This window comes from Leptospira barantonii (genome assembly GCF_002811925.1).
GTDB lineage: Bacteria > Spirochaetota > Leptospiria > Leptospirales > Leptospiraceae > Leptospira > Leptospira barantonii.
Window position 1 is genome coordinate 693,724 of record NZ_NPDS01000002.1, and the last position, 22,947, is coordinate 716,670.

The 22,947-nt window shown below is 45.4% G+C and carries 20 protein-coding genes; 9 read left to right on the forward strand and 11 right to left on the reverse strand.

The annotated features are described in order from the left end of the window. The first annotated feature begins 298 nt into the window (after positions 1-298). Positions 299-1,246: a transposase gene (locus CH367_RS07970; protein WP_244284506.1), complete on the forward strand. Its 948-nt coding sequence runs from the start codon at positions 299-301 to the stop codon at positions 1,244-1,246. On the opposite strand, the gene CH367_RS07975 is transcribed toward CH367_RS07970, so the two are convergent. Together CH367_RS07975 and perRA are read right to left on the reverse strand one after the other, a co-directional pair. Beyond that, positions 1,214-2,077, reverse strand: a complete 864-nt coding sequence (locus CH367_RS07975; protein WP_100761935.1) for a flagellar hook-basal body protein — start codon at positions 2,075-2,077, stop codon at positions 1,214-1,216. The genes CH367_RS07970 and CH367_RS07975 overlap by 33 nt on opposite strands. Before the next feature lie 92 nt (positions 2,078-2,169). Continuing rightward, positions 2,170-2,604: a peroxide-responsive transcriptional repressor PerRA gene (gene perRA, locus CH367_RS07980; protein WP_100761936.1), complete on the reverse strand. Its 435-nt coding sequence runs from the start codon at positions 2,602-2,604 to the stop codon at positions 2,170-2,172. Between the two features lie 160 nt (positions 2,605-2,764). Here perRA and CH367_RS07985 point away from each other — a divergent pair, with 160 nt between their 5' ends. The 5 genes from CH367_RS07985 to epsC all read left to right on the forward strand — a co-directional run bounded on the left by CH367_RS07985 (position 2,765) and on the right by epsC (position 7,410). Next, on the forward strand, positions 2,765-3,352 hold the full coding sequence (locus CH367_RS07985) for an ankyrin repeat domain-containing protein (RefSeq protein ID WP_100761937.1): 588 nt from the start codon (positions 2,765-2,767) through the stop codon (positions 3,350-3,352). After that, positions 3,349-4,803 (forward strand): catalase, encoded by a 1,455-nt coding sequence (locus CH367_RS07990; RefSeq protein ID WP_100761938.1) that lies wholly within the window; start codon positions 3,349-3,351, stop codon positions 4,801-4,803. The genes CH367_RS07985 and CH367_RS07990 overlap by 4 nt, the downstream gene beginning before the upstream one ends. 219 nt (positions 4,804-5,022) lie before the next feature. Continuing rightward, positions 5,023-5,787, forward strand: a complete 765-nt coding sequence (locus tag CH367_RS07995; protein WP_100761939.1) for an SDR family NAD(P)-dependent oxidoreductase — start codon at positions 5,023-5,025, stop codon at positions 5,785-5,787. A gap of 51 nt (positions 5,788-5,838) precedes the next feature. After that, positions 5,839-6,336, forward strand: coding sequence for a winged helix-turn-helix transcriptional regulator (locus CH367_RS08000; RefSeq protein WP_100761940.1), 498 nt, complete (start codon positions 5,839-5,841; stop codon positions 6,334-6,336). Between the two features lie 198 nt (positions 6,337-6,534). Further along, positions 6,535-7,410: a serine O-acetyltransferase EpsC gene (gene epsC / locus CH367_RS08005; protein ID WP_425268816.1), complete on the forward strand. Its 876-nt coding sequence runs from the start codon at positions 6,535-6,537 to the stop codon at positions 7,408-7,410. 8 nt (positions 7,411-7,418) lie between these two features. On the opposite strand, the gene CH367_RS08010 is transcribed toward epsC, so the two are convergent. Next, positions 7,419-9,137, reverse strand: a complete 1,719-nt coding sequence (locus CH367_RS08010; protein WP_100761942.1) for a family 2A encapsulin nanocompartment cargo protein cysteine desulfurase — start codon at positions 9,135-9,137, stop codon at positions 7,419-7,421. Then, positions 9,124-10,062, reverse strand: a complete 939-nt coding sequence (locus CH367_RS08015; protein ID WP_100761943.1) for a family 2A encapsulin nanocompartment shell protein — start codon at positions 10,060-10,062, stop codon at positions 9,124-9,126. Before CH367_RS08015 ends, CH367_RS08010 begins: the two co-directional genes overlap by 14 nt. 608 nt (positions 10,063-10,670) lie before the next feature. On the opposite strand from CH367_RS08015, the gene CH367_RS08020 reads away from it, so the two are divergent. Both CH367_RS08020 and CH367_RS08025 read left to right on the forward strand, forming a co-directional pair. Then, positions 10,671-12,890, forward strand: coding sequence for a PAS domain-containing sensor histidine kinase (locus CH367_RS08020; protein ID WP_100762096.1), 2,220 nt, complete (start codon positions 10,671-10,673; stop codon positions 12,888-12,890). 75 nt (positions 12,891-12,965) lie between these two features. After that, entirely contained in the window at positions 12,966-13,523 is a 558-nt protein-coding gene (locus CH367_RS08025; RefSeq protein ID WP_100761944.1) for an NADPH-dependent FMN reductase, read from the forward strand. A gap of 12 nt (positions 13,524-13,535) precedes the next feature. On the opposite strand, the gene CH367_RS08030 is transcribed toward CH367_RS08025, so the two are convergent. The 5 genes from CH367_RS08030 to CH367_RS08050 form a co-directional block, all read right to left on the reverse strand. Next, complete coding sequence (locus CH367_RS08030) at positions 13,536-15,617, reverse strand: 7TM diverse intracellular signaling domain-containing protein (RefSeq protein ID WP_100761945.1); 2,082 nt, start codon at positions 15,615-15,617, stop codon at positions 13,536-13,538. A gap of 170 nt (positions 15,618-15,787) precedes the next feature. Beyond that, a complete protein-coding gene (locus tag CH367_RS08035) occupies positions 15,788-16,666 on the reverse strand; it encodes an alpha/beta hydrolase (RefSeq protein ID WP_100761946.1) in 879 nt (292 codons plus the stop codon). A 115-nt stretch (positions 16,667-16,781) separates the two neighbouring features. Next, a complete protein-coding gene (locus CH367_RS08040; RefSeq protein ID WP_100761947.1) occupies positions 16,782-17,093 on the reverse strand; it encodes a hypothetical protein in 312 nt (103 codons plus the stop codon). Between the two features lie 68 nt (positions 17,094-17,161). Next, positions 17,162-17,443 carry a hypothetical protein gene (locus tag CH367_RS08045; RefSeq protein WP_125226104.1) on the reverse strand — a complete coding sequence of 94 codons (282 nt, stop codon included), beginning with the start codon at positions 17,441-17,443 and terminating at the stop codon, positions 17,162-17,164. A gap of 179 nt (positions 17,444-17,622) precedes the next feature. After that, a complete protein-coding gene (locus tag CH367_RS08050) occupies positions 17,623-18,243 on the reverse strand; it encodes an adenylate/guanylate cyclase domain-containing protein (protein WP_100761949.1) in 621 nt (206 codons plus the stop codon). A 209-nt stretch (positions 18,244-18,452) separates the two neighbouring features. On the opposite strand from CH367_RS08050, the gene CH367_RS08055 reads away from it, so the two are divergent. Then, complete coding sequence (locus CH367_RS08055) at positions 18,453-19,889, forward strand: M20/M25/M40 family metallo-hydrolase (RefSeq protein WP_100761950.1); 1,437 nt, start codon at positions 18,453-18,455, stop codon at positions 19,887-19,889. Between the two features lie 3 nt (positions 19,890-19,892). On the opposite strand, the gene CH367_RS08060 is transcribed toward CH367_RS08055, so the two are convergent. After that, the gene (locus tag CH367_RS08060) at positions 19,893-21,347 is read right to left on the reverse strand and encodes a di-heme oxidoreductase family protein (RefSeq protein ID WP_100761951.1); all 1,455 of its coding nucleotides are present in this window, start codon (positions 21,345-21,347) and stop codon (positions 19,893-19,895) included. Between the two features lie 15 nt (positions 21,348-21,362). Further along, positions 21,363-22,886 carry an RCC1 domain-containing protein gene (locus CH367_RS08065; RefSeq protein ID WP_165783243.1) on the reverse strand — a complete coding sequence of 508 codons (1,524 nt, stop codon included), beginning with the start codon at positions 22,884-22,886 and terminating at the stop codon, positions 21,363-21,365. Positions 22,887-22,947 lie beyond the last annotated feature (61 nt).

A 22,947-nucleotide genomic window follows, 5' to 3' on the forward strand; every position in this document is an offset into this window, starting at 1 on the left:
AGAACTCACTGATTACTTCTTAGATACCTTCTACCCTAAATACTGTCCTGACTGTGACATACAACTTCGGAAGCGAGTAAGCACAAGAGAGTATTTGATTCGCTGTGAAGTCTGCCATCATCAAGCATCCAGGCTTTCCTTCACTCCCTTGCATCACTTTAAACTACCGCTCTGGACATTTGGATATGTATTGAATGAAGCTTACCTCAGAAGTCCGAAAGTCCTAACTGCTTCAGAGATTCAAAGAAAAGTAGGGGTGTCTTACAAGACTGCCTTACTGTTAAAGAGAAGAGTTCAGTTGTTCGCAACCGAACAACGCGACATATTCAGAAATCTAATATTCCAAAAGCTGAATCAACAGTTTCAAAATTTTCAACTTCCAGAAGCTCCGGACTTAAGCTCAAAAGCTTACCTGGAGGACTCACTTAAGAGAAAGAATAAGAGTTTTAATCATGTGACTACTCCAGGTAAGGCGATGAAGAAAGCTTTAAAGGGTAAGACACAAGTTAACGCCGATACCTTAGTGCTGTTCTCAGCCTCTCAGAGAGCCAACAAAGGCCGCAGAAGGCACAAACACGGCGGTTCTACAGCGTCCATTTATATGAGCGACAAACTCGGTGGCAAGCAAATTGGCACGTTAGTTCAGACAATTGCGACGAGTGATGGAGCGTTAATTCTGGATTCAATTCCTGATCAGAAGATGAATACTCTCGGTCCGCTCTTCCTCAAAAACCTTCCGCATTCAACTCCAGTGTTTACTGACAGTGCTTATACGTGGCTCGGATCAGTTTATGAGAACCATCGAATGGTAAATCACTCAGCGCGATCTAAGGACTCACGATATCAGTGGGCGAGGAATCGATGGAGTAAAGATGGAGTTCACATTCAGTATGCTGAAGGGAATCACAGAGTGATTAAACAGGCTTTCTCCGAGTACGGATATGTTCGACCTGAATATTCTCAGCTATATCTCAATGAATTTTGTTTCTTCAAGAACTTAAAAGCCTTTGGTGCTGAAGAGCTTGTGAGTGCGGTGAAGAAAGAGAGAGGAATTGAGGCTGGAGAGAGTAGTGGCTTGAGTGCTTCATCACCTTCATCTACTCCTGTTCAGGATGTCAAAGTAGGCCGCAAGTCAGTCCTCCAGAGTCCTTCTCTTGCTTCAGAAGCGAAAGAGAAGACTCGGAAGAATGTGCGGATTATACAGAAGAAATCCCTAACGCAACACTTCGTTGATCAATTTTCCTAAAAGAGAATCTTGAGTCTGAACTGTCTTCTGGTTCGCTTCATAAGAACGGTTGACTTCGATCATTTCAACCATCTCCGTAACAACGCTCACGTTAGACGCTTCTAGATAACCTTGTAGGATAGAAGGCTCGTCCTTGAGATCAAAGGGAACCGGTTCACCGGACTCGGGGGTGTCGGCGTAAAAAGAATCACCTTCTTTGTCCAAGTGGCGCGGATTTTCAACGGTTCTAATTTTAAGTTTATCTAATAGAACGGGAGTTTCAAAACGATTCTTATCAAGTGAGGTTCCGTTTATAGGGTCGTTTCCGATTTCACCGTTGATCCAAACCTCGCCGTTTTCTTTGATCAAAAAGTTTCCTCTTGCGACTCGAATCGGACCATTCTCACCCATCAAAGGAAAACCTTGAGGAGTCACGAGATAGCCGTTCGTATCCATAACAAAGGCGCCGCTTCTGGAAAGTCTTTCGCCGCGGTTTGTCATAACGCTGAAGAATGCAGGATGTTCGTTACCGGGTTTGTCTTGAAGCATAAGATCGAAAGGGTTCTCGGTTTTTTTGACGGCGCCTTGTTCGAAACGGGTGTAAACCTCGTTCACTTCGCCGCCTAATCCGAGTTTGCCGACTACCGGAGCCGTATCGAAGGAGCCCATGGGAACCTTTCCGACGCCGTCTTCGTCGAAACGATGGAGCAGGAGTTCCGGAAACGTTTTGAAAACGGTGGTATCTCTTTTAAACGCGGTTTTATCTACGTTGGCGAGATTGTTGGAAATCACGTCCATGCGGGTTTGTTGAATGATCATCCCGTTGGCGCCTGTGTACATTCCTCTGAGCATAGTGGTTCTCCTGATCCTTTAAAAAGATCGGAGAATTTTCGAAATCCCATAACGATTTTGAGGACATAAAATCGGAAACGGGGAAGAATCTTTTACTTTTTCCTGCCCTTAAGCGTGATTAGAAGGTTGCAATTCTCGAGAGAACTGCCGGTTTTTAATTCGAAGTCGTGTTTCAGTTCCGAAAGAATTCTTTCCTGAAGTTTAGAATCCAGATCGATATCGTAGATTTCTCCGGTTTCCTCGTCGATCGCGTGGTGATGATTTTCAACATTGGAATCATACAGAGTGATTCCCGACTTGAGTTCGAGAAGGTTTACGATTCCTTTTTCGGCGAACAATTTCAAATTATTGAATATAGTCGCGCGAGAAGCGTTCGGCATGTGTTCGTTTACCAACTGAAAAACCTGATCCGCCGTAAGATGTTGAGGTTCGGAAAGCAATAGGTTAGCCATCTGCAATCTTTGAACCGTCACATTGATCCCGGCGTCTTCCAGAATTTTCTTGCTTCTTTCGTAAGAATCCTTCATGAGATCAGCCTCCTATAGGCCTCGTTTTTTGTCTATAATTTAGACTGATTCTAAAAAAAGACTTGAACTAATTTTTTCTTTTTTTAGAATTAGTCTAAATTAAGAATTTATTTAAAAAAGTAAAATTTTGAAAGAATTCTTAGATTTAGGAGGTTTTACGATGAATTCTCAATCTCAAACCGATTTCACGGTTTCGAACCAAGGAAGAATTTCTCAGCAAGCCCTTTCCGAATTTTCACAAGCCTGGACCCAATATCAGAAAAGTATGAGATCGGAAAACCCGGCTTTCGACTCTGCAAGAAACGGAGACGTGGGTTCGTTGCGGATGCAAATTCGTTCTTTAAGCGGCCTTGAAGAGAAGAACACAAAGGGTTACACCTTACTCATGTTAGCCGCTTACAACGGTCAAGAAGAAGCGGTTCGTTTTTTAATATCCGTCGGTGCAGACGTAAATTCTACGGATCTCGGCGGGAACTCGATCTTAATGGGAGCGGCTTTCAAAGGTCACGCGAAAGTAGTGGAACTCCTTCTTCGAGCGGGAGCGGATCTCAACTATAAAAATCCGAAAGGTCAAAACGCATTCCAATTTTCGAATATGTTTGGAAGAACGGAAGTGAGCGCGCTTTTGGAAGATTCTTCCACGAATCAAAGTCGAACGCCGACCCGAGTTCGTTTCGATCGATTCTTATCCTTTTTCAAATTTTGGATCTTATTTCTTTCACAACTTACAAAAGGAGAAAAACAATGAGTAAGAAAATACTTACCACGGCCGGAGGTCATCCGGTTCCACAAAATCAACATTCGGTCACCGCAGGAGCAATGGGTCCGATTCTCATCCAGGACACTCATCTGATCGAAAAACTCGCACACTTCAATCGGGAAAGAATTCCGGAAAGAGTGGTTCACGCAAAAGGTGCGGGCGCTTACGGAACCTTGACGATCACAAACGATCTTTCTAAATATTCCAGAGCTTCCGTTTTTTCGAAAGCGGGAAAACAAACTCCGTTGTTTCTTCGATTCTCTACGGTTGCGGGTGAAAAAGGTTCTGCGGATACGGAAAGAGATCCGAGAGGATTTGCGATCAAGTTTTATACGGAAGAAGGGAATTGGGATCTTGTTGGAAACAACACGCCGATTTTTTTCGAAAGAGATCCTTTGAAGTTTCCGGACTTCATTCATTCTCAAAAAAGAGATCCGGTTACGGGTTATAAAAATCCGTTTCGTATGTGGGATTATTGGGCAAAGGCTCCGGAAGCGTTACATCAGATGACGATCCTTTTTGGCGATCGAGGAATCCCGGACGGTTATCGTTTTATGAACGGTTACGGAAGTCATACATTCGGACTTTGGAATACGAAGGGAGAACGTTTTTGGGTGAAGTTTCACTTCAAGTCCATGCAGGGGATCAAAAATCTCACCGCGGAGAAAGCGTCCGCGTTAGCCGGAACCGATCCGGATTATGCGACCAGGGATTTGTTCGAAGCGATCGAAAGAAAAGAATTTCCGAAATGGAAGTTAAACGTTCAGATCATGCCCGAAAAGGAAGCGGAAACGTATAAGTTCAATCCGTTCGATCTGACGAAGGTATGGTCTCATAAGGATTATCCTTTGATCGAAGTCGGCGTGATGGAACTGAATGCGAATCCGAAAAATTATTTCGAAGAAGTGGAGCAGGCCGCATTCTCCCCGTCGAACATGCCTCCGGGTATCGGAGCGTCTCCCGATAAGATGTTACAAGGAAGATTGTTCGCATATCCGGACGCGCAGCGATATCGTTTGGGAGTTCAGTATCAACAACTTCCGGTCAACAAAGCTAGAAACTCGGTAAACGTTTATCACAGAGACGGTAGCGTTAAGTTTCAATACGACGGAAACTATGATAACTATGAACCGAACGGTTTTGACGGACCGACTCAGGACGCGTCCTTTGCGGAACCTCCGTTGAAGATTTCGGGTGACGCGGATCGATATGATTCTCACAAGGGGAACGACGACTATTCTCAGGCTGGAGATTTGTATCGGATGATGAGCACGGAGGAAAGAGAAAGGCTGACTTCAACGATCGCTTCGACGATGAGCGGTCTTCCGAAAGGTTTGATCGTCGCCAATCTCAAACATTTTTACAAATGTGATCCGGAATACGGAACGAAGCTCGCTGAAAAGACCGGGGTTAACGTCGCGGATTTGAAAAAAGATTAAACCAAAGTCTCGTTTATCAAAATTGATAAGCGAAATCCAACAAAACCAAAGAATGGAGGGAGGATTATCCGCTGGGAACCTCTCTCTTTTTTTATTTTTAAGTCGTTCAAAACGCACCTTTCGGTGAATTTTCGTATAAAACTGGTTTTTTTATTAAACCATCGGAGTCAAAGAATATGTAGTTTTATTATTAAACCAGAATGCCGGAGGGCTAAAACGATGAGATTTAAGGATAAGAAGGTTTTGATTACCGGGGGAAACAGCGGGATCGGTTTTGCCGCGGCGAAATTGTTCGCGGAAGAAGGGGCTTACGTGATCATCACGGGAAGGGATCAGGACAAACTCGATTCTTCCCAAAAAGAATCGGGTTCTAAAGCAAGGGCTTATCGAGCCGACGTGTTGGATTCAAAGGAAAGGGAGAATTTGTTTCGATCCATTCAGGAAGAATTCGGTCAACTGGATATCGTGTTTGCGAACGCGGGCATCATGAAACCGACTCCGGCGGGACAAACCACCGAAGAAACATTCGACGACGTTCTTCGCGTTAATATCACCGGAGTTTTTCTCACCGTTCAATCCGCACTTCCTTTGATGAAGAAGGGAGGTTCGATCGTGTTAAACGGATCTATCATCAGTACGATCGGTCTTGCGGGTACTTCCGCGTATGCGGCGAGTAAGGCGGGTGTTCGTGCGATGACTCGCTCTCTTGCGGCGGAACTGAGTCCGAGAGGAATTCGCATTAATATTGTCGTTCCCGGAGCCGCGAGAACTCCGATCTGGGGTCCTGCGGAAGCGGCTAACGTTAGATTTGACGTAATCGCAAATTCGATTCCTTTAAACCGTGTGGGCGAGGCCGAAGAAATCGCAAAGGCGGTTTTATTCTTCGCATCGGACGATTCTTCCTATGTGCAAGGAGCCGAGATCATCGTTGACGGAGGTGCGAGTAGTTTACCCGCAGGGGCTCCGATTTATCTTGCCAAGTAAATACGATCTCCGAGATTCATAACATTCTCGGGTTCGAGAGGAGGGATCATTGTGAAACGAAAAAATCTTGAAGAAGAAGATTGTCCGATCGCAAGATCCCTTTCCGCAATCGGAGAATGGTGGTCTCTGCTCATATTGAGGGATGCATTCTTAGGCAAAAGAAGATTCGGTGAATTCGAAAAAAGTCTGGGACTCGCAAAGAATATTCTCAGTTCAAGACTTCATAAGTTGGTCGCCGACGGAATTTTGGAAATCGTTCCCGCTTCGGACGGAAGCGCTTATCAGGAATACGTTCTAACGGATAAGGGCAGGGATCTTTTTCCGATTCTTGTTTCTCTCAGACAATGGGGAGAGAAATATCTTTTTGACAAAGAGGTCGTCAACCAGGTTCTTGTGGACGAAAAAAACGGTAAACCGGTTCAAAGGATCGAAGTGAAATCCAAGGACGGTCGGGTTCTCACTTCAAAGGACGTTAAACTTTTGTTTTTGGATTCCAAAACAACGGTCAAAAAAACGAAGAAGGCGAAATCGGCGAAGAAACAAAAGTAGTTCGCGGTCGCCGCGCTCGCCCTTCAAAAAAACATTCAAAACTTGTGTAATTTGTTTTTTGAATGTAGAATATATTCGCCGTTTGTACTAAATTCTATTTTTCTCCCAAACGCTTATCTCGGGCAATGAAGCCTTAGGAATTTTTCCCGAAAAGAGGATTTTGTGAGTGAGAAAAGTTTTAGCCCCACGCATTTCGGAATTTCTCCCGAAGAGGGACGATATAAAAAATTCGTAGAATCCATCTATCAAAAACAAAACGAGGATCCTCATCGTTACGGGGGAAGAAAGGTAGCCGGAAACTTCATCAGCGAGTTGTTCAACATCATCTTTGCCGGATATTTTTCGGACGTCACGTTTCGAGATCTGGCTCACGTTGAGGACAGTTTGTCCGAATTCTTTCTTCACACAAAGGATAAACTATATCCTTATCTTTCCAGTCAGGAAAGTTCCTTTTCAGAACACATAACGATCGACGGGGTTTTGGATCGATTCAAGGACGAACTTCCATCCCTATACGACTTGATCTGGCACGATGCGATTGCCGCGTTTGAAGGTGATCCCGCGGCCGAAAGCGTAAAGGAAGTCATCCTTGCGTATTCCGGTTTTTATGCGATCGCGGTTCATAGGGTTGCAAACGCGCTTCATAAGATGTACGTTCCGATTTTCCCGAGAATGTTAAGCGAATACGCGCATGAAAAAACGGGAATCGACATTCATCCCGGAGCTTCCATAGGTAGATCCTTTTTTATGGATCACGGAACCGGGATCGTCATCGGAGGAACCTCTGTGATCGCGGATAACGTTAAAATCTATCAGGGAGTCACGTTAGGCGCTTTGTCGGTAAGCAAGGATATGGCGATGTTAAAGAGACATCCTACGATCGAAGAGAACGTAATCATCTATGCGGGCGCGACCATTCTCGGCGGTGAAACCGTAATCGGTAGAAACAGTATCATCGGCGGAAACGCGTGGATTACGCAGAGCATCGCTCCTTATTCCATCGTTCATCAAAGAAGCGAGGTCCGGGTTCGGACCTCTAAGGAACTGGACGATGTGATCGACTTTACGATCTGATTCTCTTTTTAAAGAGGACCCGAGGTTCTTCCCCCTCTCAAATCGAAAAGGGCGGAGACCAAAGCGTCTATATCGTCGCAAGTATTATAAAGAGCTAATGAAGGTCTGACCGTATTTTCCAATCCGAAACGACGGAGAATCGGTTGAGCGCAATGATGCCCGGATCGAACCGCAATTCCTTCCTGATTTAAGAACCTTCCTACGTCTTCGGTTTTAAAACCTTCAAGCACGAACGATAAAACTCCCGCCTTGTCCTTCGACGTTCCGATCAAACGTAAGCTCGGAATTCTTTGCAGTTGTTCCGTTCCATACTCCAAAAGAGAATGTTCGTAGTCCGCTATGTTCTTCATCCCGATTTGATCGAGATAGTCGATGGCGGCGCCGAGTCCGACCGCGTCCGCGATGTTTCCGGTTCCGGCTTCAAAACGAAAGGGTGCGGGTTGATAGACGGTCTTTTCGAACGTTACGTCTTCGATCATGTTTCCTCCGCCTTGCCAAGGAGGAATCGTTTCGAGAACATCCGACTTACCGAATAGAACTCCGATGCCGGTGGGTGCGAAAACCTTGTGGCCGGAAAAAACGTAAAAGTCACAGTCTAACGCCTGTACGTCGATCGGTATATGAGAAACCGCTTGTGCTCCGTCCACGAGAACCTTTGCTCCGAACTTATGAGCTTGTTCTATGATCGGGACGAGCGGTGTAACGGTGCCTAACGCGTTCGAAACCTGAGTGATAGAAACGAGTTTTGTTCTCGGGCTGAGAAGTCTTTCGTATTCGGATAGAATGATCTGCCCCGTTTCATCGACGGGAATTACCTTCAATCTCGCGCCTTTTTCCGAACACAACATCTGCCAGGGAACGATATTCGCGTGGTGTTCCAACCAACTGATGATGATCTCGTCGTTCTTACCTATGTTTTGTTTTCCCCAGGTTTGTGCGACAAGATTGATCGCTTCGGTCGCTCCGCGCACGAATACGATTTCGTTCGTTGAAGAAGCGTTTAAAAAGCGGGAAGTTTTTTCTCTCGCGGCTTCATACGCGTCGGTCGCTCTTGCGGCTAACGTGTGTGCGCCTCTGTGTATATTCGAATTCTCGTGTTCGTAAAATTCGGAGATACGATCGATTACACTCTGAGGTTTTTGAGTTGTGGCCGCGTTGTCCAACCAGACCAATTCTCTTCCGTTGATCTTTTCCTTGAGAATCGGAAAATCCTTTTTTAAAGAAGCGATATCCAATCCGCCGGAAGACAAATTCACTTTTGGGATGAGGCTCGGGCTGAATCCGAACGATTCAATCGACTGACTTCCGGGAACGTCCGGTACAAAAGAACGTATGTCCTCCAAAAAAGAAAACGAAGTGGAGAATGGTTGTGCGCCGATCCCCACGTTTTTAGAAGTAAGTCCTCCCGGAAAAGAGGGAAGGTTCGATCCGGATAAGATTCCGTCCGGAATTCTGCTCAATTCGGATTCGCTTAGATTTAAACCATAAGAATTCTCTAATATAGAGCCCGACTTGACCGGAGCCGTTTTTTGAACCAAGGACTTGGATTCCGTTACGGAAGAATCCGAAAGAATCAATTCTTCCACACTTCCGCCTTTGGGGAGAGAACCGAAAAGTTCCCCCGCCATACTCGCGATCACGCTTGGATCGATAAAACCTTGCAGTTCTTTTTGTCCAGAAGAGGGTAAATCTTTCGGAACCCAAGAAAGAGGATCACTTGTACTCATGATAGTTACCCACGTCCACGTTCTCCAGAACGCCGATCGCATCGTCGGTAAGAATCGCGGCCGAACAATATAAGGAAATCAGATAAGAACCGATCGCGGAACGATTGATTCCCATAAAACGAACCGAAAGACCAGGAGTTTGTTCTCCGGGAAGACCGGGTTGAAATAAGCCGATGATCCCTTGTTTTTTTTCTCCCACTCTCAAAAGAAGAATGTTCGTCTTACCGCTGTTAGTTTTCGGTTTACTTTCTCCGTCTACGAACAGTTTGTCGCAAGGAACGATCGGTAGTCCTCTCCAAGTCAGAAACTGAGCTCCGAAAAGGGAAACCGTAGCGGGCGGAACTCCTCTGCGTGTACATTCTCTTCCGAATGCCGCGATCGCAAGTGGATGCGCGAGAAAGAAGGACGGTTCTTTCCAAACCTTTGTGATCAATTCGTCCAGATCGTCCGGAGTTGGAGGACCCTTGCGTGTCGAAATTCTCTGAGACTTGGGAGCGTGTTTTAATAGTCCGTAGTCTTCGTTGTTGATCAGTTCGCTTTCCTGACGTTCCTTTACGCTTTCGATCGTTAAGCGAAGTTGTTCCTTGATCTGATCGTGCGGGGTGCTGAAAAGATCGGAAACTCTCGTGTGAACATCCAAAACGGTCGAGATTGCGCTTAACGTATATTCTCTGGGTTGTTCTTCGTAGTTTACGAAAGTTTCGGGTAGAGGTTGTTCGTCTTTTTGTCCGCAGAGAACGTCCACGGAAGTATTGTCCTTAACTCGGTTGACTCTGAGAGTTCCCGATTCCAACGGTTTCCAATCCAATAGACGGACGAGCCAACGCGGCGTTATGGCTCCGTACTGAGGCGCGGTTTTGGTTGTGTTCGCTAACTTGCGTGCGGCGCTGTCGCCGAGGGAATGTTGTACGGTGGTATCAGCCATGCCGATTTCTCCTAAAATTCAAATTCAATTCGGACGTTTGAGGAGAGTTTGAATTCTTCCTTTTCAAAATCGGTCAATTTAGTTCGTAATATCGAATGTATAATATGTTATTCATAGAGTCAGTATATTATACATTCATTACATTCTAAAATGATTAACTTATTTCGAGTCCTTAAAAGAAAATCATGCTTGGATTGTCGTAAACAAATGAAAATCATTTTTTGAAATTTTCGTATCCGACTAAGCGTTTTTTTGAATAATCAAAAAGAACGGAAACGTTGCAAGCGGAGCTACATAAAAAAACGAAATTTAATCAAAGGGATCGATCGAAGAACTTCGTAAAAACGGATCTTAGACGGATAAAATGGAATCATTCTTAGGAAATAAATTTACTAAGAATTCGGCGAATCGGAAAAGTGGCGGAGCGTTCTTCGGTTCTAAATTCTTTTAACGATAAAGAATCGTTCGGGTTTCGATTTTATTCAATCGATCTCGTATATACTGATAGAGGCTCAGCTTTTGGACTTGACCGAACCGAAGGTTTTGTTCAAAATATGGCGTGAAATGTACCCTATATTCGGCATTTGCGTTTTGATCTCCTTCATCCGATGATCCATATCCTTCAAATCATTCTTGAACAAGCGCACGCCGGATACTGGGAAAAAAATTTCTCCACGAATACGAGTTACTTAAGCCCAGCTTGGAAATCCATGTTGGGTTACGAGGACGAGGAACTCGAAAATTCCATTCGAACTTGGCAATCTCATATCGTTCCCGATGACTTGGATCCGATTCGAAACGAATTCGAAGAATATCTTCAATCAAAGCTCCGAGAACCTTACGAAGCGGACATACGATTTTTACATAAGAATGGAAGTATCGTTTGGTTTAAGTGTACCTGCAAGGTCGTGGAAGCCGCCTCGGATGGAGAACCGCTTCTTATGATCGGAACCTACTTCGACATTACAAAATCTAAAAAGATAGAATCGGAACTCCAACATACGGTCGATCGTCTCGCGCTCGCAACTCAAACGGCACGGGTGGGAATTTGGGATTTTGATCCGATTCTCAATCGAGTCGATTGGGACGATACGATGTTCGATCTTTACGGAGTAAAACGGGAAGAATTCGCGGGTACGGTGGAAGACTGGGAAAAAAGTCTGCACCCGGAAGATTTAGAAAGATGTAAATTAGAACTTTCGCAAGGACTTTCGGGCGAAAAGGATTTCGACACGCAGTTTCGAGTGGTATGGAAGAACGGCGACGTTCATCATATAAAGGCGACCGCAATCGTTCAAAGACTCTCTTCCGGAAAACCGTTTCGAATGTTGGGAACGAATTGGGATATCACCAAACATAAAAATGCGGAAATCGCTCTAAAGGAAAGTTACGAACTCAATAAGGTTTTTATCGAAAAGGCTCCGTCCGCAATCGCTATGTTCGACACAAACATGAGATACATGGCCGCTTCCCAACAATGGCTTGTCGATTATCATTTGAACGAAACGGAGATCGTGGGCAAGTCGCACTACGATATTTTTCCGGAGATCGGAGAGGAATGGAAGGAAATTCATCAGGAATGTCTTCGAGGAAAAGTTTTAAGAAGGGAAGAAGAATCTTTTGTTCGCGCGGACGGTTCCATTCAGTGGATCATCTGGGAAGTAAGACCTTGGTATGTTTCTCAAAACGTGGTCGGCGGCATCTTGATGTACACCGCGGATATAACGGCGCTTAAACGAAAGGAGTTTGAAAGAACTCGACTCGAAGAAATTCTCACACGAACGAACGAAGCCGCGCAGATCGGTTCCTGGGAAGTCGATCTGGAAACCAACACAAGGGTTTGGAGCAAGGTTACGAAATCGATTTTCGAATTGCCTGAGGATTACGAACCCGACGGAAACGAAGGCGCTCGTTTTTTTAAAAGCGAGAAGGAAAGGAAGAAGAGTGCGGATATTTTTGCGGATTCGATCGAAACCGGAAAATCATTCGACATGGAAATCGAGATCGTAACCGCAAAGGGAAATCTGGTTTGGACCAGATCCATCGGGAAACCGGAATTTCAAAACGGAAAGTGTATCCGTGTGTCCGGCACGTTTCAAAACATCCAGGAGCAAAAACAGAAAGAGCTGGCTCTTCAAAGAACTCTGGATATTATGAACGACCAAAACGAAAGACTATTAAACTTCGCTCATATAGTTTCGCACAATCTTCGTTCTCACGCCGGAAACATCACCATGCTTCTGAAAATTTTCGAGGAATCCGACAACGAAATCGAAAGACAGGAAGTCGTTCAGTATATTACGAAAGCCTCAGATAGTTTGATGGATACGATTCTCAATCTAAACGAGGTTGTTTCGATACAAACGAACAAAAATCTGCAGAACACCGAAATCGTTCTCAGGGATTATATCGAAAAGGCGACTCGAACGATCAGCGGCGAAATCCAGAAACATCAGGTTCAGATTAAGAATCTGGTTTCGGATACGATCAAAGTTCATTGCAACGCGTCGTATATGGAAAGTATTCTTCTGAATTTTCTTACCAACGCGGTAAAATACAGACATCCGGATCGGATTCCGGAAATCACGTTGAACGCGGTTTACGAAAAAAATCGTTTGGTCTTGAGCATCTCGGACAACGGACTCGGGATCGATATGAACAAGAACGGTGATAAACTTTTTGGAATGTATAAAACCTTTCATAACAACCGGGACGCGAAAGGAATCGGTTTGTTCATCACTAAAAACCAGGTGGAAGCGATGGGAGGAAGGATCGAGGTCGAAAGCCAGATCAATCAAGGAACCACTTTCAAAATCATTCTTCTCTAAATTTCCAAAGAATCGGAATCAATTTGGATATTTTTTTCACCCGAATTTCTTCCGCCCGACTCTAACATCTACAGTATGAAAATTCTTACCATCTCGGGAAGTTTACGTTCCCAAGCCACGAGTACCGCACTCATCCGAGCGATCATAAAAGTTGCGCCGTCCGAAATGAAATTCGTCGCCTACGAGGGGTTAGACGATCTTCCTCATTTTTCTCCGGAAAAGGACGGGGAAAATTCTCCCGAGGTCGTTCTCCGTTACAGAGAGGCTCTTAAAGATGCGGACGGAGTTTTAATCTGCACTCCGGAATACGCGCACGGGATACCCGGTTCTTTGAAGAATTCTTTGGATTGGGTTGTGGGTTCCGGTGAATACGTGGATAAACCCGTGATGGCGCTGAGTTCTTCTCCGTCGTATATGGGCGGTGAAAAAGCGCACGCATCCTTGATCACAACTTTAAAAGCGATGAACGTCGGAATCGTAGAGAAGGCTTCTTTTCCGGTTGCGCTTGCGCGTCGAAAAATCAACGATCAGGAAGAATTGATCGAGGCGGAAACGATTCAAACCTTCAAGGACGCGTTTCAAGAATTTGCGGACGCGATTGGAAAAAGAATGGCCGACTTGAAGATTCAGTAAATTAGAATATTCTTAAACCTTTCTTAAAGCGGACGTTTTTCGGAGCGCCTTGAGATACGCTTCTGCGGCGTAATCCGTAGGATCGGTTTTTACTACTGAGGCGAATGCCGCCTCGGATTTTTCGAAATCCTTCAACAGGAAATGAGTCACACCTTTTTCGAAATCGTATTTCGTATCGTTTCTTAGATCGATTTGGAATTGAGAAAGTCCTTCGTATACGTCGAAGATCACGATCTCGTCCTCTTTTCCTTTTACCTTTGCGCGTCCGATCAGCCTCATTTTATACCGAGTCGGATCGGGAATCGTCTGCATCGTTTTTTCGCTGATGAGAATGGAGGAATCGAACTTCTTAGTAAGTCCTTCGATTCTCGACGCGAGATTGACCGTATCGGAAATGACCGTGCCTTCCATTCTTTCTTCCGTGCCGATCGTGCCGAGCATCAGATGTCCGGTATGAATTCCGATTCCGACCTTGATCGGTTCATAACCGGTTTTTAATCGATGATGATTGTAAAGTCTTACCTCGGATTGCATTTCGATGGCGGCGCGTAACGCGTCTTCTCCCGATTCCGGGAAGAGGGCCATAATCGCGTCCCCGATAAACTTATCCACGAAACCTCCGTTTTGAATGACAAGAGGATTCATTCTTTTTAGATAAGAATTCAAAAAATTGAAATTGTCTCTCGGATCCATCTTCTCCGAAAGCCTCGTGAAATGACGTATATCGGAAAAGAAGATCGTCATTTCCTTTCTCGCCTGATCTCCCAAACGGATATCGCTGATATCGTCCTTTCCGAGATGATTCAAAAATTGTTTCGGAACGAATCGTTCGAAGGATTGAGTCATTACGGTTTGTTTTTTGAGCGCCTCTTTTTGGTTTTCGATCAGTTTCTTTTGCGCTTCCTCTTTTTCTTTTTTAAGAATGTTGATCCGATCCGCCAACGCCAGAGATAAGAGCAATACCTCGAAGGAAGAACCGAATTGAATCGAATATTCCGTAAAAAAATTGGAAGGAAATAAGGTTAACGTTTTTAGAATATAGGTTACGATTCCTAACAGCAAAAAAATCCATGCGGATAGATAGAATCGAGCGGCCCTGTAACCTTTGAATATGGAAACAAGCCCCGCCGAAATCAAAAGAACCACCATCAAAAACACATAAGCAATCGCTAATTTGATTCCGATGGAAAAATTAAGTCCCAAACTCAAAACGGAAGCGATCATACCGGTCGCAAAATAACCGAGAAGAATCCGATCCAAAACAACGTGATACGATTTCATTCTTAGGAATTCCCTCGAAAATTGCGCCCCCCAAGCGCCGCCGAAAAACATAAAGAAGGGCAGGGAAGAATTGGCCCACCAGATCGCGTCCGGCCATAAATACTGAAACGCAAGTCCGTTCAAACAGGCCTGGAATAAAACGTAACCGGTTAAGAATAGAACGTAAAAAAGATAAGACCTGTCTCTCGTTCCCAAAAATAGAAAGAAGTTGTAGGCCATCATCGCGATCATAATTCCATAATAAAGTCCGAATGTTTTCTGTTCCGCGACGATATGATTCGAGAACTCGTTGGCGGACCAGAGAGTCATCGGAAATTGAACCGAACTTTCCGTGAAAATTCTCACCAAAATTCGATACTCGGTCTGCGCCGCCAATCGGATCGGAAAGATAAAATTCTGATGTCGGATTTCCCTCGATTCGAAAGGAAGTTTATCGCCCGATCGTAATGTTTGAGTTTCGCCACTTTCCAAATTTTGAATGTAGAGTTCGATGGAATCGATCAAGGGATAGGCGAGTTCGTATAAGACGAGTTTGGAATTTCGATCCGCGTTTTTGACGTCTACTCTGAGCCAATGTGCGGATTCGGAATAACCGAGGTTTACCTTGGTGACTTTTTGAAAATCGAAATCGTTTTTTACGAAGTCCGTTCGTTTGAGAAGGGCTTGGTTGTCTTCGTATCGTTCCACAAAACCGATAAGATTCGATTTTTTAAAAAGGGAATCCACGATCAAACTTTCGGAACGGATCGGGAACGTAAAAACGGAGAATAGGACGATACCGGGGAATAGAAAGGATTTGAATCTGAATCCCATATTTTCGCTTCCTTGCTCGTATCCCGTCTCGAAAGAAAGATAAAAGCGTGAAGGGAATATGGGATTCTATTTTATAAAAAAATCAATAATAAATTGACTAAACCTTTTGAAATCGGGAACGAATCGGATTCGACCGACGCCGTTCCGAGTTCGGTTTAACGAAATTCGGTTTATTTTTTCTTAACCTTCTTTTTCGGTTTCGCCTTTTTCTTGGGAGCCGGTTTTTGTTTTTTCGCAACAACGACCGAGTCCGAAGAGGTTCCGAGATACGTTTCGATCCGGTCCGCGACCTTTTCCCAGCCGGCGTCCAACATCATGTTGTGGCCCATACCTGAAAAAATCTCGGCTTCGGTCTGATACGCTTTTGCGGTTCTTTTTACTTCCCAGGGAACAAAAAAACGATCCTTCTCTCCGCCCAAAACGAGAATCGGAGTTTTTACTTTTTTAGGACTTGGAAGACAGAAAAGTAGCATGTCTAAAAACGCGAGGAAGGATTCGTTTTGCATCTTAGACGCGTACCCGAGAGCCTTGTCTTCGTTTAACAATTTGGAGAAGAACAGTTCACGGGCGATTTTTTTGTCTTCCACGATCGGAAGAAGGGAAAGTGTGCCGAGAACCTTCAAGAACTTGATCGGAAACTTAACCAAAAGCTCCAAGGTGATCCGAAAAACTCCGTGAGGTGGAACGCTCGCAAGAAGAACCGCCTTGGGTGCATTCGTTTTTTCTAATGTTTTTTGAACGACGAGTCCTCCCATTGAATGTCCGATCAAAATCGGAGTCTGAGGTAGACTGCCGATTATTTTCTCAACGTCCTGAACGTAGTTTCGAATCGAGTTCCATCGAAACGATCCGCTTCCGTTCGGACTGTTTCCGTGTCCTCTCAAGTCGATCGAGTAAACTTCGTAACCCGCTTTTTGAAAATGCGGAACGAAACAATCCTTCCAACACCAGGCCCCGTGCCAAGCTCCGTGAACGAAAAGGATCGGAGGACGGTTCTGCGAAGAAGTTTTAGTCTTTTTGACTGCGGGGTAATGGTCTAGTTGAATCATCGTTTGCCAATGTCTCCGGTATGAAGTCGCGTTTGCGAATTCTCGGAGACGTACGATTTTTTTTCGAGAACAATTCCGATTTTGAGGATCGGTAATTTAGGGAAGAACGGGATTTTTAGGAGTTTTCCAAAAGAAATCCGTGACCGGAAAATCTTCCTTCCGTAAAAACGTAACGCTCCCAGGCTCCATTCTCAAACTCGACGATCACGTGATGTCGATTGCGTTCCGTGATCTTACCGCTTAGGGTTTTAGAGGAAGAATCCTCTTTGTTCGGTTTCTTCAATTCTAAGGAGACTTTTAAGTCTGCTTCGTTTTGTTCGATGGAAATTCTCGCGGGAACCGCTTTCAAAAAAGTTTCGGTAATCGTGATCGTGTAAGTGCCGGAAAGATCCGGAAGAGGGCCGTCAGTGTAAATGGAAGGTTTCATATAACAGTAAATTCTTAACTATAAAGGAAATCGGATCAAAATGTTTGCTTCGGTTTTTAGATTCTCGTTTAACGAGAGCATTTTATTGCATAAGAACGTTGAACGAGAAGTTCCGCCTTGGAGGAAAGTTCGGGAAGTTTTCTTACGTGAATCCCGTATTTTCTCTGAGCGTCTTCCAAACGGTTCAGACATACCGAAAGGTCTTCGGAATCGGCGCCTTCCTTCCGTTCTATTTTTTCACATTCACATTTGGTTTCGCCGAGATGAGCGGCGTATCGAAGGATTTCTTGTTCTGTGGGTGAGTTCGCTTTACAATTCCAGAAAGTTACGAACAAAAAAAGACGAATCATCGTTTTTTTGCAGTATGAATCCCGGAAAAACACTTTCTTTGATTCAATCTTATCAGACGAAACGGTCAAGGAAGAATCCTCAGACAATACGACGGAAGTTTAGGATCGTATAGGGTGATTCGCCCTATACGATGGGGAGGAGAAATCGGGCGAAGTATATTCTAAAATTTGAATGTATTTTAGTAGATGAGTTTATACGCTTTCGAGGTTCCGGCGGGCGCTTCTGAAAGTGCTTCGAATTTCAGATGTTTTTCGGACACCTGTTCGTAAACGGAATGGGTCACTAGAATTTCTCCGGCCTCCGCCATATCCTCGCCAAGTTTACTCGCCGTGTTTACTTCGGAACCGAATACGTCAGTGTCGCCGATCTTCAAAACCTTACCGTAACCGAGACCTACACAAAGAAGAATTTTCTCCTCCGGAATTTTATCCTGATTGTAGGAAACAAGTTCTTGTTGCATTTTGATCGCGGATTCGATTCCCTTTCCTACGTTTCTAAAGATGACTAAGAAGCTGTCTCCTTCCGATTTCAAAAGAATCCCGTCGTGGTCTTCAATGATTGGAATCAGAATTCTTTCCGATTCGTGAATCGTTTGTAGAAAATGTATGATGCCGAACTTTTCAACCCCTCTTGAAAATCCGGAAAGATCCGTGAACATCACACACCAATCTTCTCCGAAAAGATCCCAGATCCGTTGATCGATTTTCGACTTGTCCGCTCCCGGTTGGAGTCTATCTTGAATCAATTTTTCAAGTCTGTCTTCGGATGCGCTCGCTCCGATCGTTCTTCGAAATGCCATACGACCTCTTATAAAAGATTGAGAATTCTTCGTGAATTAGAATCCGAACTTATATAAAAAATCCCGTCCTTGTCAACGGGAAAGCGAAACGAGTCGTATAATTTATTTCGATTCCATGCTTGCCTAAAATCGGACCGTGTATAATTTTGTGGTCTTTCCTCGTATGGGCATTTGTCCGTCCGAGGGCCCGAGATTCGAACGGAGTTTGTATGAAACGTTTTCTGGTTTGTTGTGTTCTTTTATCTTTGAGCGGATGTTTTTATTCTTCACCGATCCGAAAGATCGTCTTAAAACCGATTCCGATAAACGTGGATTGGGAAGAAAGAAACAAGGAAGCCGTAAAAATTCTTCGGGATTTAATCCGAATTCGCACCGAACGATCCAACGAACTCGCGGTCGCACAGTATCTGCAAACGATTCTAAAAAAGGAAGGAATTCCTTCCACGATCTACGCGTCGAAAGAACGACCCGATCGCGCCAATCTGGTTGCGGTTCTGGAACCGATCCAACCGAGTTCTTTGAAGGGAATCATATTGGGAAATCATACGGATGTGGTCGAGGCCAATCCGAGCGAATGGAGCGTGCCTCCGTATAACGGCGATTTGGTGGACGGGAGAATCTACGGCAGAGGCGCCTTGGATATGAAAGGTTTGGCTGTGATGCAGTTTATGGCCTTTTTAGAATTGAAACGTTCCAAAATAGAATTGAATCGAAAGGTGATGTTTCTTTCCCTTGCGGACGAGGAAAGCGGAAGTTTTTTAGGCGCCCGATATATGGCCGAACATCACAGAGAGTTGTTTAAGGATTACGGAAGTATGTTGAACGAGGGCGGGGTTGCGACCAAGGACGTAGGAATCCAAGGGGCAACCATATTCAACATTCAATATGCCGAAAAAGGAAATCTTTGGCTTAGACTCAAGGCGAAGGGAGAAAGCGGACACGGAAGTGCTCCTAACAAGGATTATGCGACTCTCAATTTGATTCGTTTTTATGACGAGATTCTTTCCTTCGACGTCGGAATTCGAATTACCGAGGAAACCAGAGCTTACTTTTATCAACTCGGTTCCGTTGCGTCCTTTCCCACTTCTTTCTTTTTAAAAAACGCGTCCAATCCGATCATCAAACCCTTGTTAACCGGAACCTTAAAAAAAAATAAACATCTTTCCGCGATGACCCGGAACACCAAGGCGATCACCGGGATTCAAACCTTGGAAGGAGACGGTTACAACGTCCTTTCCGGAGAAACATTAGGAAAACTTGATGTAAGAATTCTTCCCGGCGTGAATTCGAAAGAATACTTGGAAAAAATCCGTGAAATCGCGAAACCCTACGGAATCGAGGTGGAAGTGTTCGACGAGATCGGACCGGATGATTCTCCCTTGGATAGCGATCTGTTTCAAATTTTGGCGAACGTTTCCACGTCTAAGGTTCCCGGAAGTGTGGCCGCTCCGTTTATGTCCGCCGGTAAAACCGATAACGCGAGGTTTAGAAGAATCGGGATTCAATGTTACGGTTTGAATCCCGCCATCCTAACCGCAAAGGATACGGAAGGTCTTCACGGTAAGGACGAGAATATCAGCGTGGAAAACTTGAAGTTAGGTTCTACGATTCTTTTTGAAACTTTGATTCAATACGCGAGTCCATAAAAATTAAAGCGACTTCAAAAAATTCAAAAGATGGGTTCGATCCCGTATGTCCAACCCGAGAACGTATTTTTTAGAAGACTCCGCTTCGCCGCCATGCCATAGTACCGCTTCCATCAAGTTACCGGCCCTTCCGTCGTGCAGATAACGTGTATGACCGTTGACCGTTTCGAAAAGACCGATCCCCCAGAGAGGCGGGGTTCTCCATTCGCTTCCGCTCGCTTCTTCGTCGGGTCTGTGATCGGCGAGTCCTTCCCCCATATCGTGCAACAAAAGATCCGTGTAAGGTCGGATGGTTTGATTGGACAGTTCGGGAAAACTCGCGTTCGATCCGGTTTGCATTTTTGGAATATGACAATTCTTGCAACCGGCCTTGAAGAAAATTTCTTTTCCGGCGAGAACACTTGTGTTGTCCGCCTTTCTTCTCGCGGGAACCGCGACGAGTTTCATATAATTGGTGATCGCGGTGATCTTACTTTGTGGAACTTCGGGGGAACCTCCGTTAACGGAAGATTGACACTGAGTTTGAGAACTCATACAATTCTCGCTAGGAAATAGAGGAGAGGTGATTCCCAAATCTCCCAAAAAAGCCGCTGAGTTTTGTCTCGTCAAATCGGTGTTATTCGCTTTCCATCCGAATCTTCCCAAAGTGGTTCCGATTCCGTTTAGATTGCGGACGTAGTTCGGTTTTCCGGAAATTCCGTTTCCGTCCTTGTCGTTCGGGTCCGCGAACCCGAGAATGGAATTTTCGGGAATCGCCTCCAAAAGACCGAGCCCGATCACTTGTTGAGTGACCCGGATAGAGGTTCTCGTATCGTTCGCAAGCGGTCCGTAACCTAAATTCGAAAGTTGTAATGTAGGAGAACGTAATGTGTATTCGGTTCCATCGTCGAATTTACCGGCGATCTCCTGATACGTTACGATCGCGTCTCCTTCTTTGGAAACACCGGAGACCCCGTTCGGTTGAAATTGTCCGCCGTAGTTCGGTTCCGTATTGTGCGAATCGTTTCCCACGCTCAGACGAACAAGACTCACGGTCAATTTTTCTCCGTCTTCTTCCAAAGCCCTTCCGTTGGCCGCGTGACACGTAAAACAAGAATTTGTGTGGAAGAGCGGGCCCAAACCGTCCCGATCCGGAAGCGCAGAGGAAAAACCGGCCGTCCAGGGAACCTCAAAGACGGTTTGCCCCACGGTAAATTCCGAGATGGAATTCAGGGGCGCATTCTTTGCAAATTGACGAAACGCGGTGCTTCCGAATTCGAAACTCGTCATACCGATTCCGCCCTGGTATTCTTCCCCGTTTTCGTAAGCCCATTCCGAGTTAGACGAAATTGCAAGCAAGGCGAGAATCGCAGTGCCGTTTTTGCAGTCCGTGGAGGAACAAAATTCTCCCTTGGGAGAACAGGCTCCCAAGAAGAGTGAAATTCCAAAAAAAAGAAAAAATCTAAATTTCAAACGCATTCCAATCCTTGTATATTATGGAATCGTGATGGAAACCGGAGTCGCCGCGCCCCAGTTCGTCTGAAGATCCGGTCTTCCTAAGGAACCCTTGAAGTTCCAACCCCATCCGTAAAAATTACCGTTGGAAAGAAGCGCGAAGTTATGCGTCGCTCCGCAACCGAAATGGATTAGGTCCGAGATTCCGACCACGGCGTTGTTCGGTTCGTACACCTTACTCGTCGTAGTTTCGCCGATTCCGAGATTTGCCGTGGTTCCGTTCGCTCCCCATCCTTTTACGGTTCCGTTTTTTAGGATCGCAAAACTTTGGGTTCCACCGGCCCAAACGGATGAAGCATTTGTAATATTCGAAACCGGTGTTGGAGTTGCGGTCGGGTTCGGCGATCCCGTGCCGCCGATTCCCAACTGGCCGCTCGCGTTGAGTCCCCAAGAGTAAACCGTTCCGTCCGATTTGAGCGCGAGAATGTGATCTCTTCCGTTTGCGATCTGTTTGATTCCGGAAAGACCTGGAACTTTCAAAGGAGTGGATTGTGCGGTCGTTGCGGTCGCGATCGTTCCGTTTCCAAGGTTACCGTATTGGCTTCTTCCCCAGACGTAAACTTCTCCGGAAGAGGTGAGCGCCGCCGAATGAGCCGAACCCGCGATCACTTGAATCACGTCCGTCAATCCGACAACCGCAACCGGGTTTGTGGAGATTGTGGTCGTCGTAAGACCAGTGGCTCCGTTGCCGAGTTGTCCCACGCCGTTCAGACCAAAGGCGACTAACGTTCCATTTGATTTTAGAACAAGCCCGTGATCGAAACCGTACGCGCCCATAACCGCGTCGCTGATACCCGGAACCTCGATCGGAGGTTGTCTCGGTCCCGCCGTGGAAGCGCTCGCTGGATCGGTCGTGTTGTTTCCGATTCCCAGTTGTCCGTTTGCGTTGGTTCCCCAGGTATAAACCTTTCCGTTTTTGGCGATCGCCATCGAACTGTTTTGTGTAAAATGAATGCTCGAGATATTGTTAAGCGAAGTGAGTTTAACGATGACGTCGTTGATCCCGTCTCCCGTCGAAGTTCCGGTTCCTAACTGACCGAAATTATTTCGCCCGACCGTATAAACCTCTCCATTCTTTAAAAAACCGGAGTGGGCCGCGCCCGCGCTGAGTTTGGTTCCGAAGTAAACGTGAACTTCTTTTTGAACCACGGTTCCGTCCGATTTTTTAAAACGAACTTGGATCGTATTCTCTCCGTTGACCGGTTTGAAAACGGAGGATTTGAGGGTGGTGGGAGCCTCGGCCGAAGAACCGTAGATTTTTTGATCTCCGTGATAGACCTCGTATTCTCCGGCGGTATCGGCTTGGATCGTAGTTTCCAACTGATATACCGGGATGATTTCGCCTTCCTTGGGGGAAAGAATTTGGAACGTATTCTGGTTATCCGACGTCGCCTGAACGGCCCCGATCGCCGTGAGGGAAAGGGGAGTGAGGTCGTTTGCGGTATTTTGTCCGCAGGAGAGAACCCAGGATAAGGATAGAATGAACGCAACTTTGAGTTTCATGATTTCCTCTTTATTTGTAGTTTATTGAAAATGAGAGTAATTCTCAGTATCAATCTAGCCA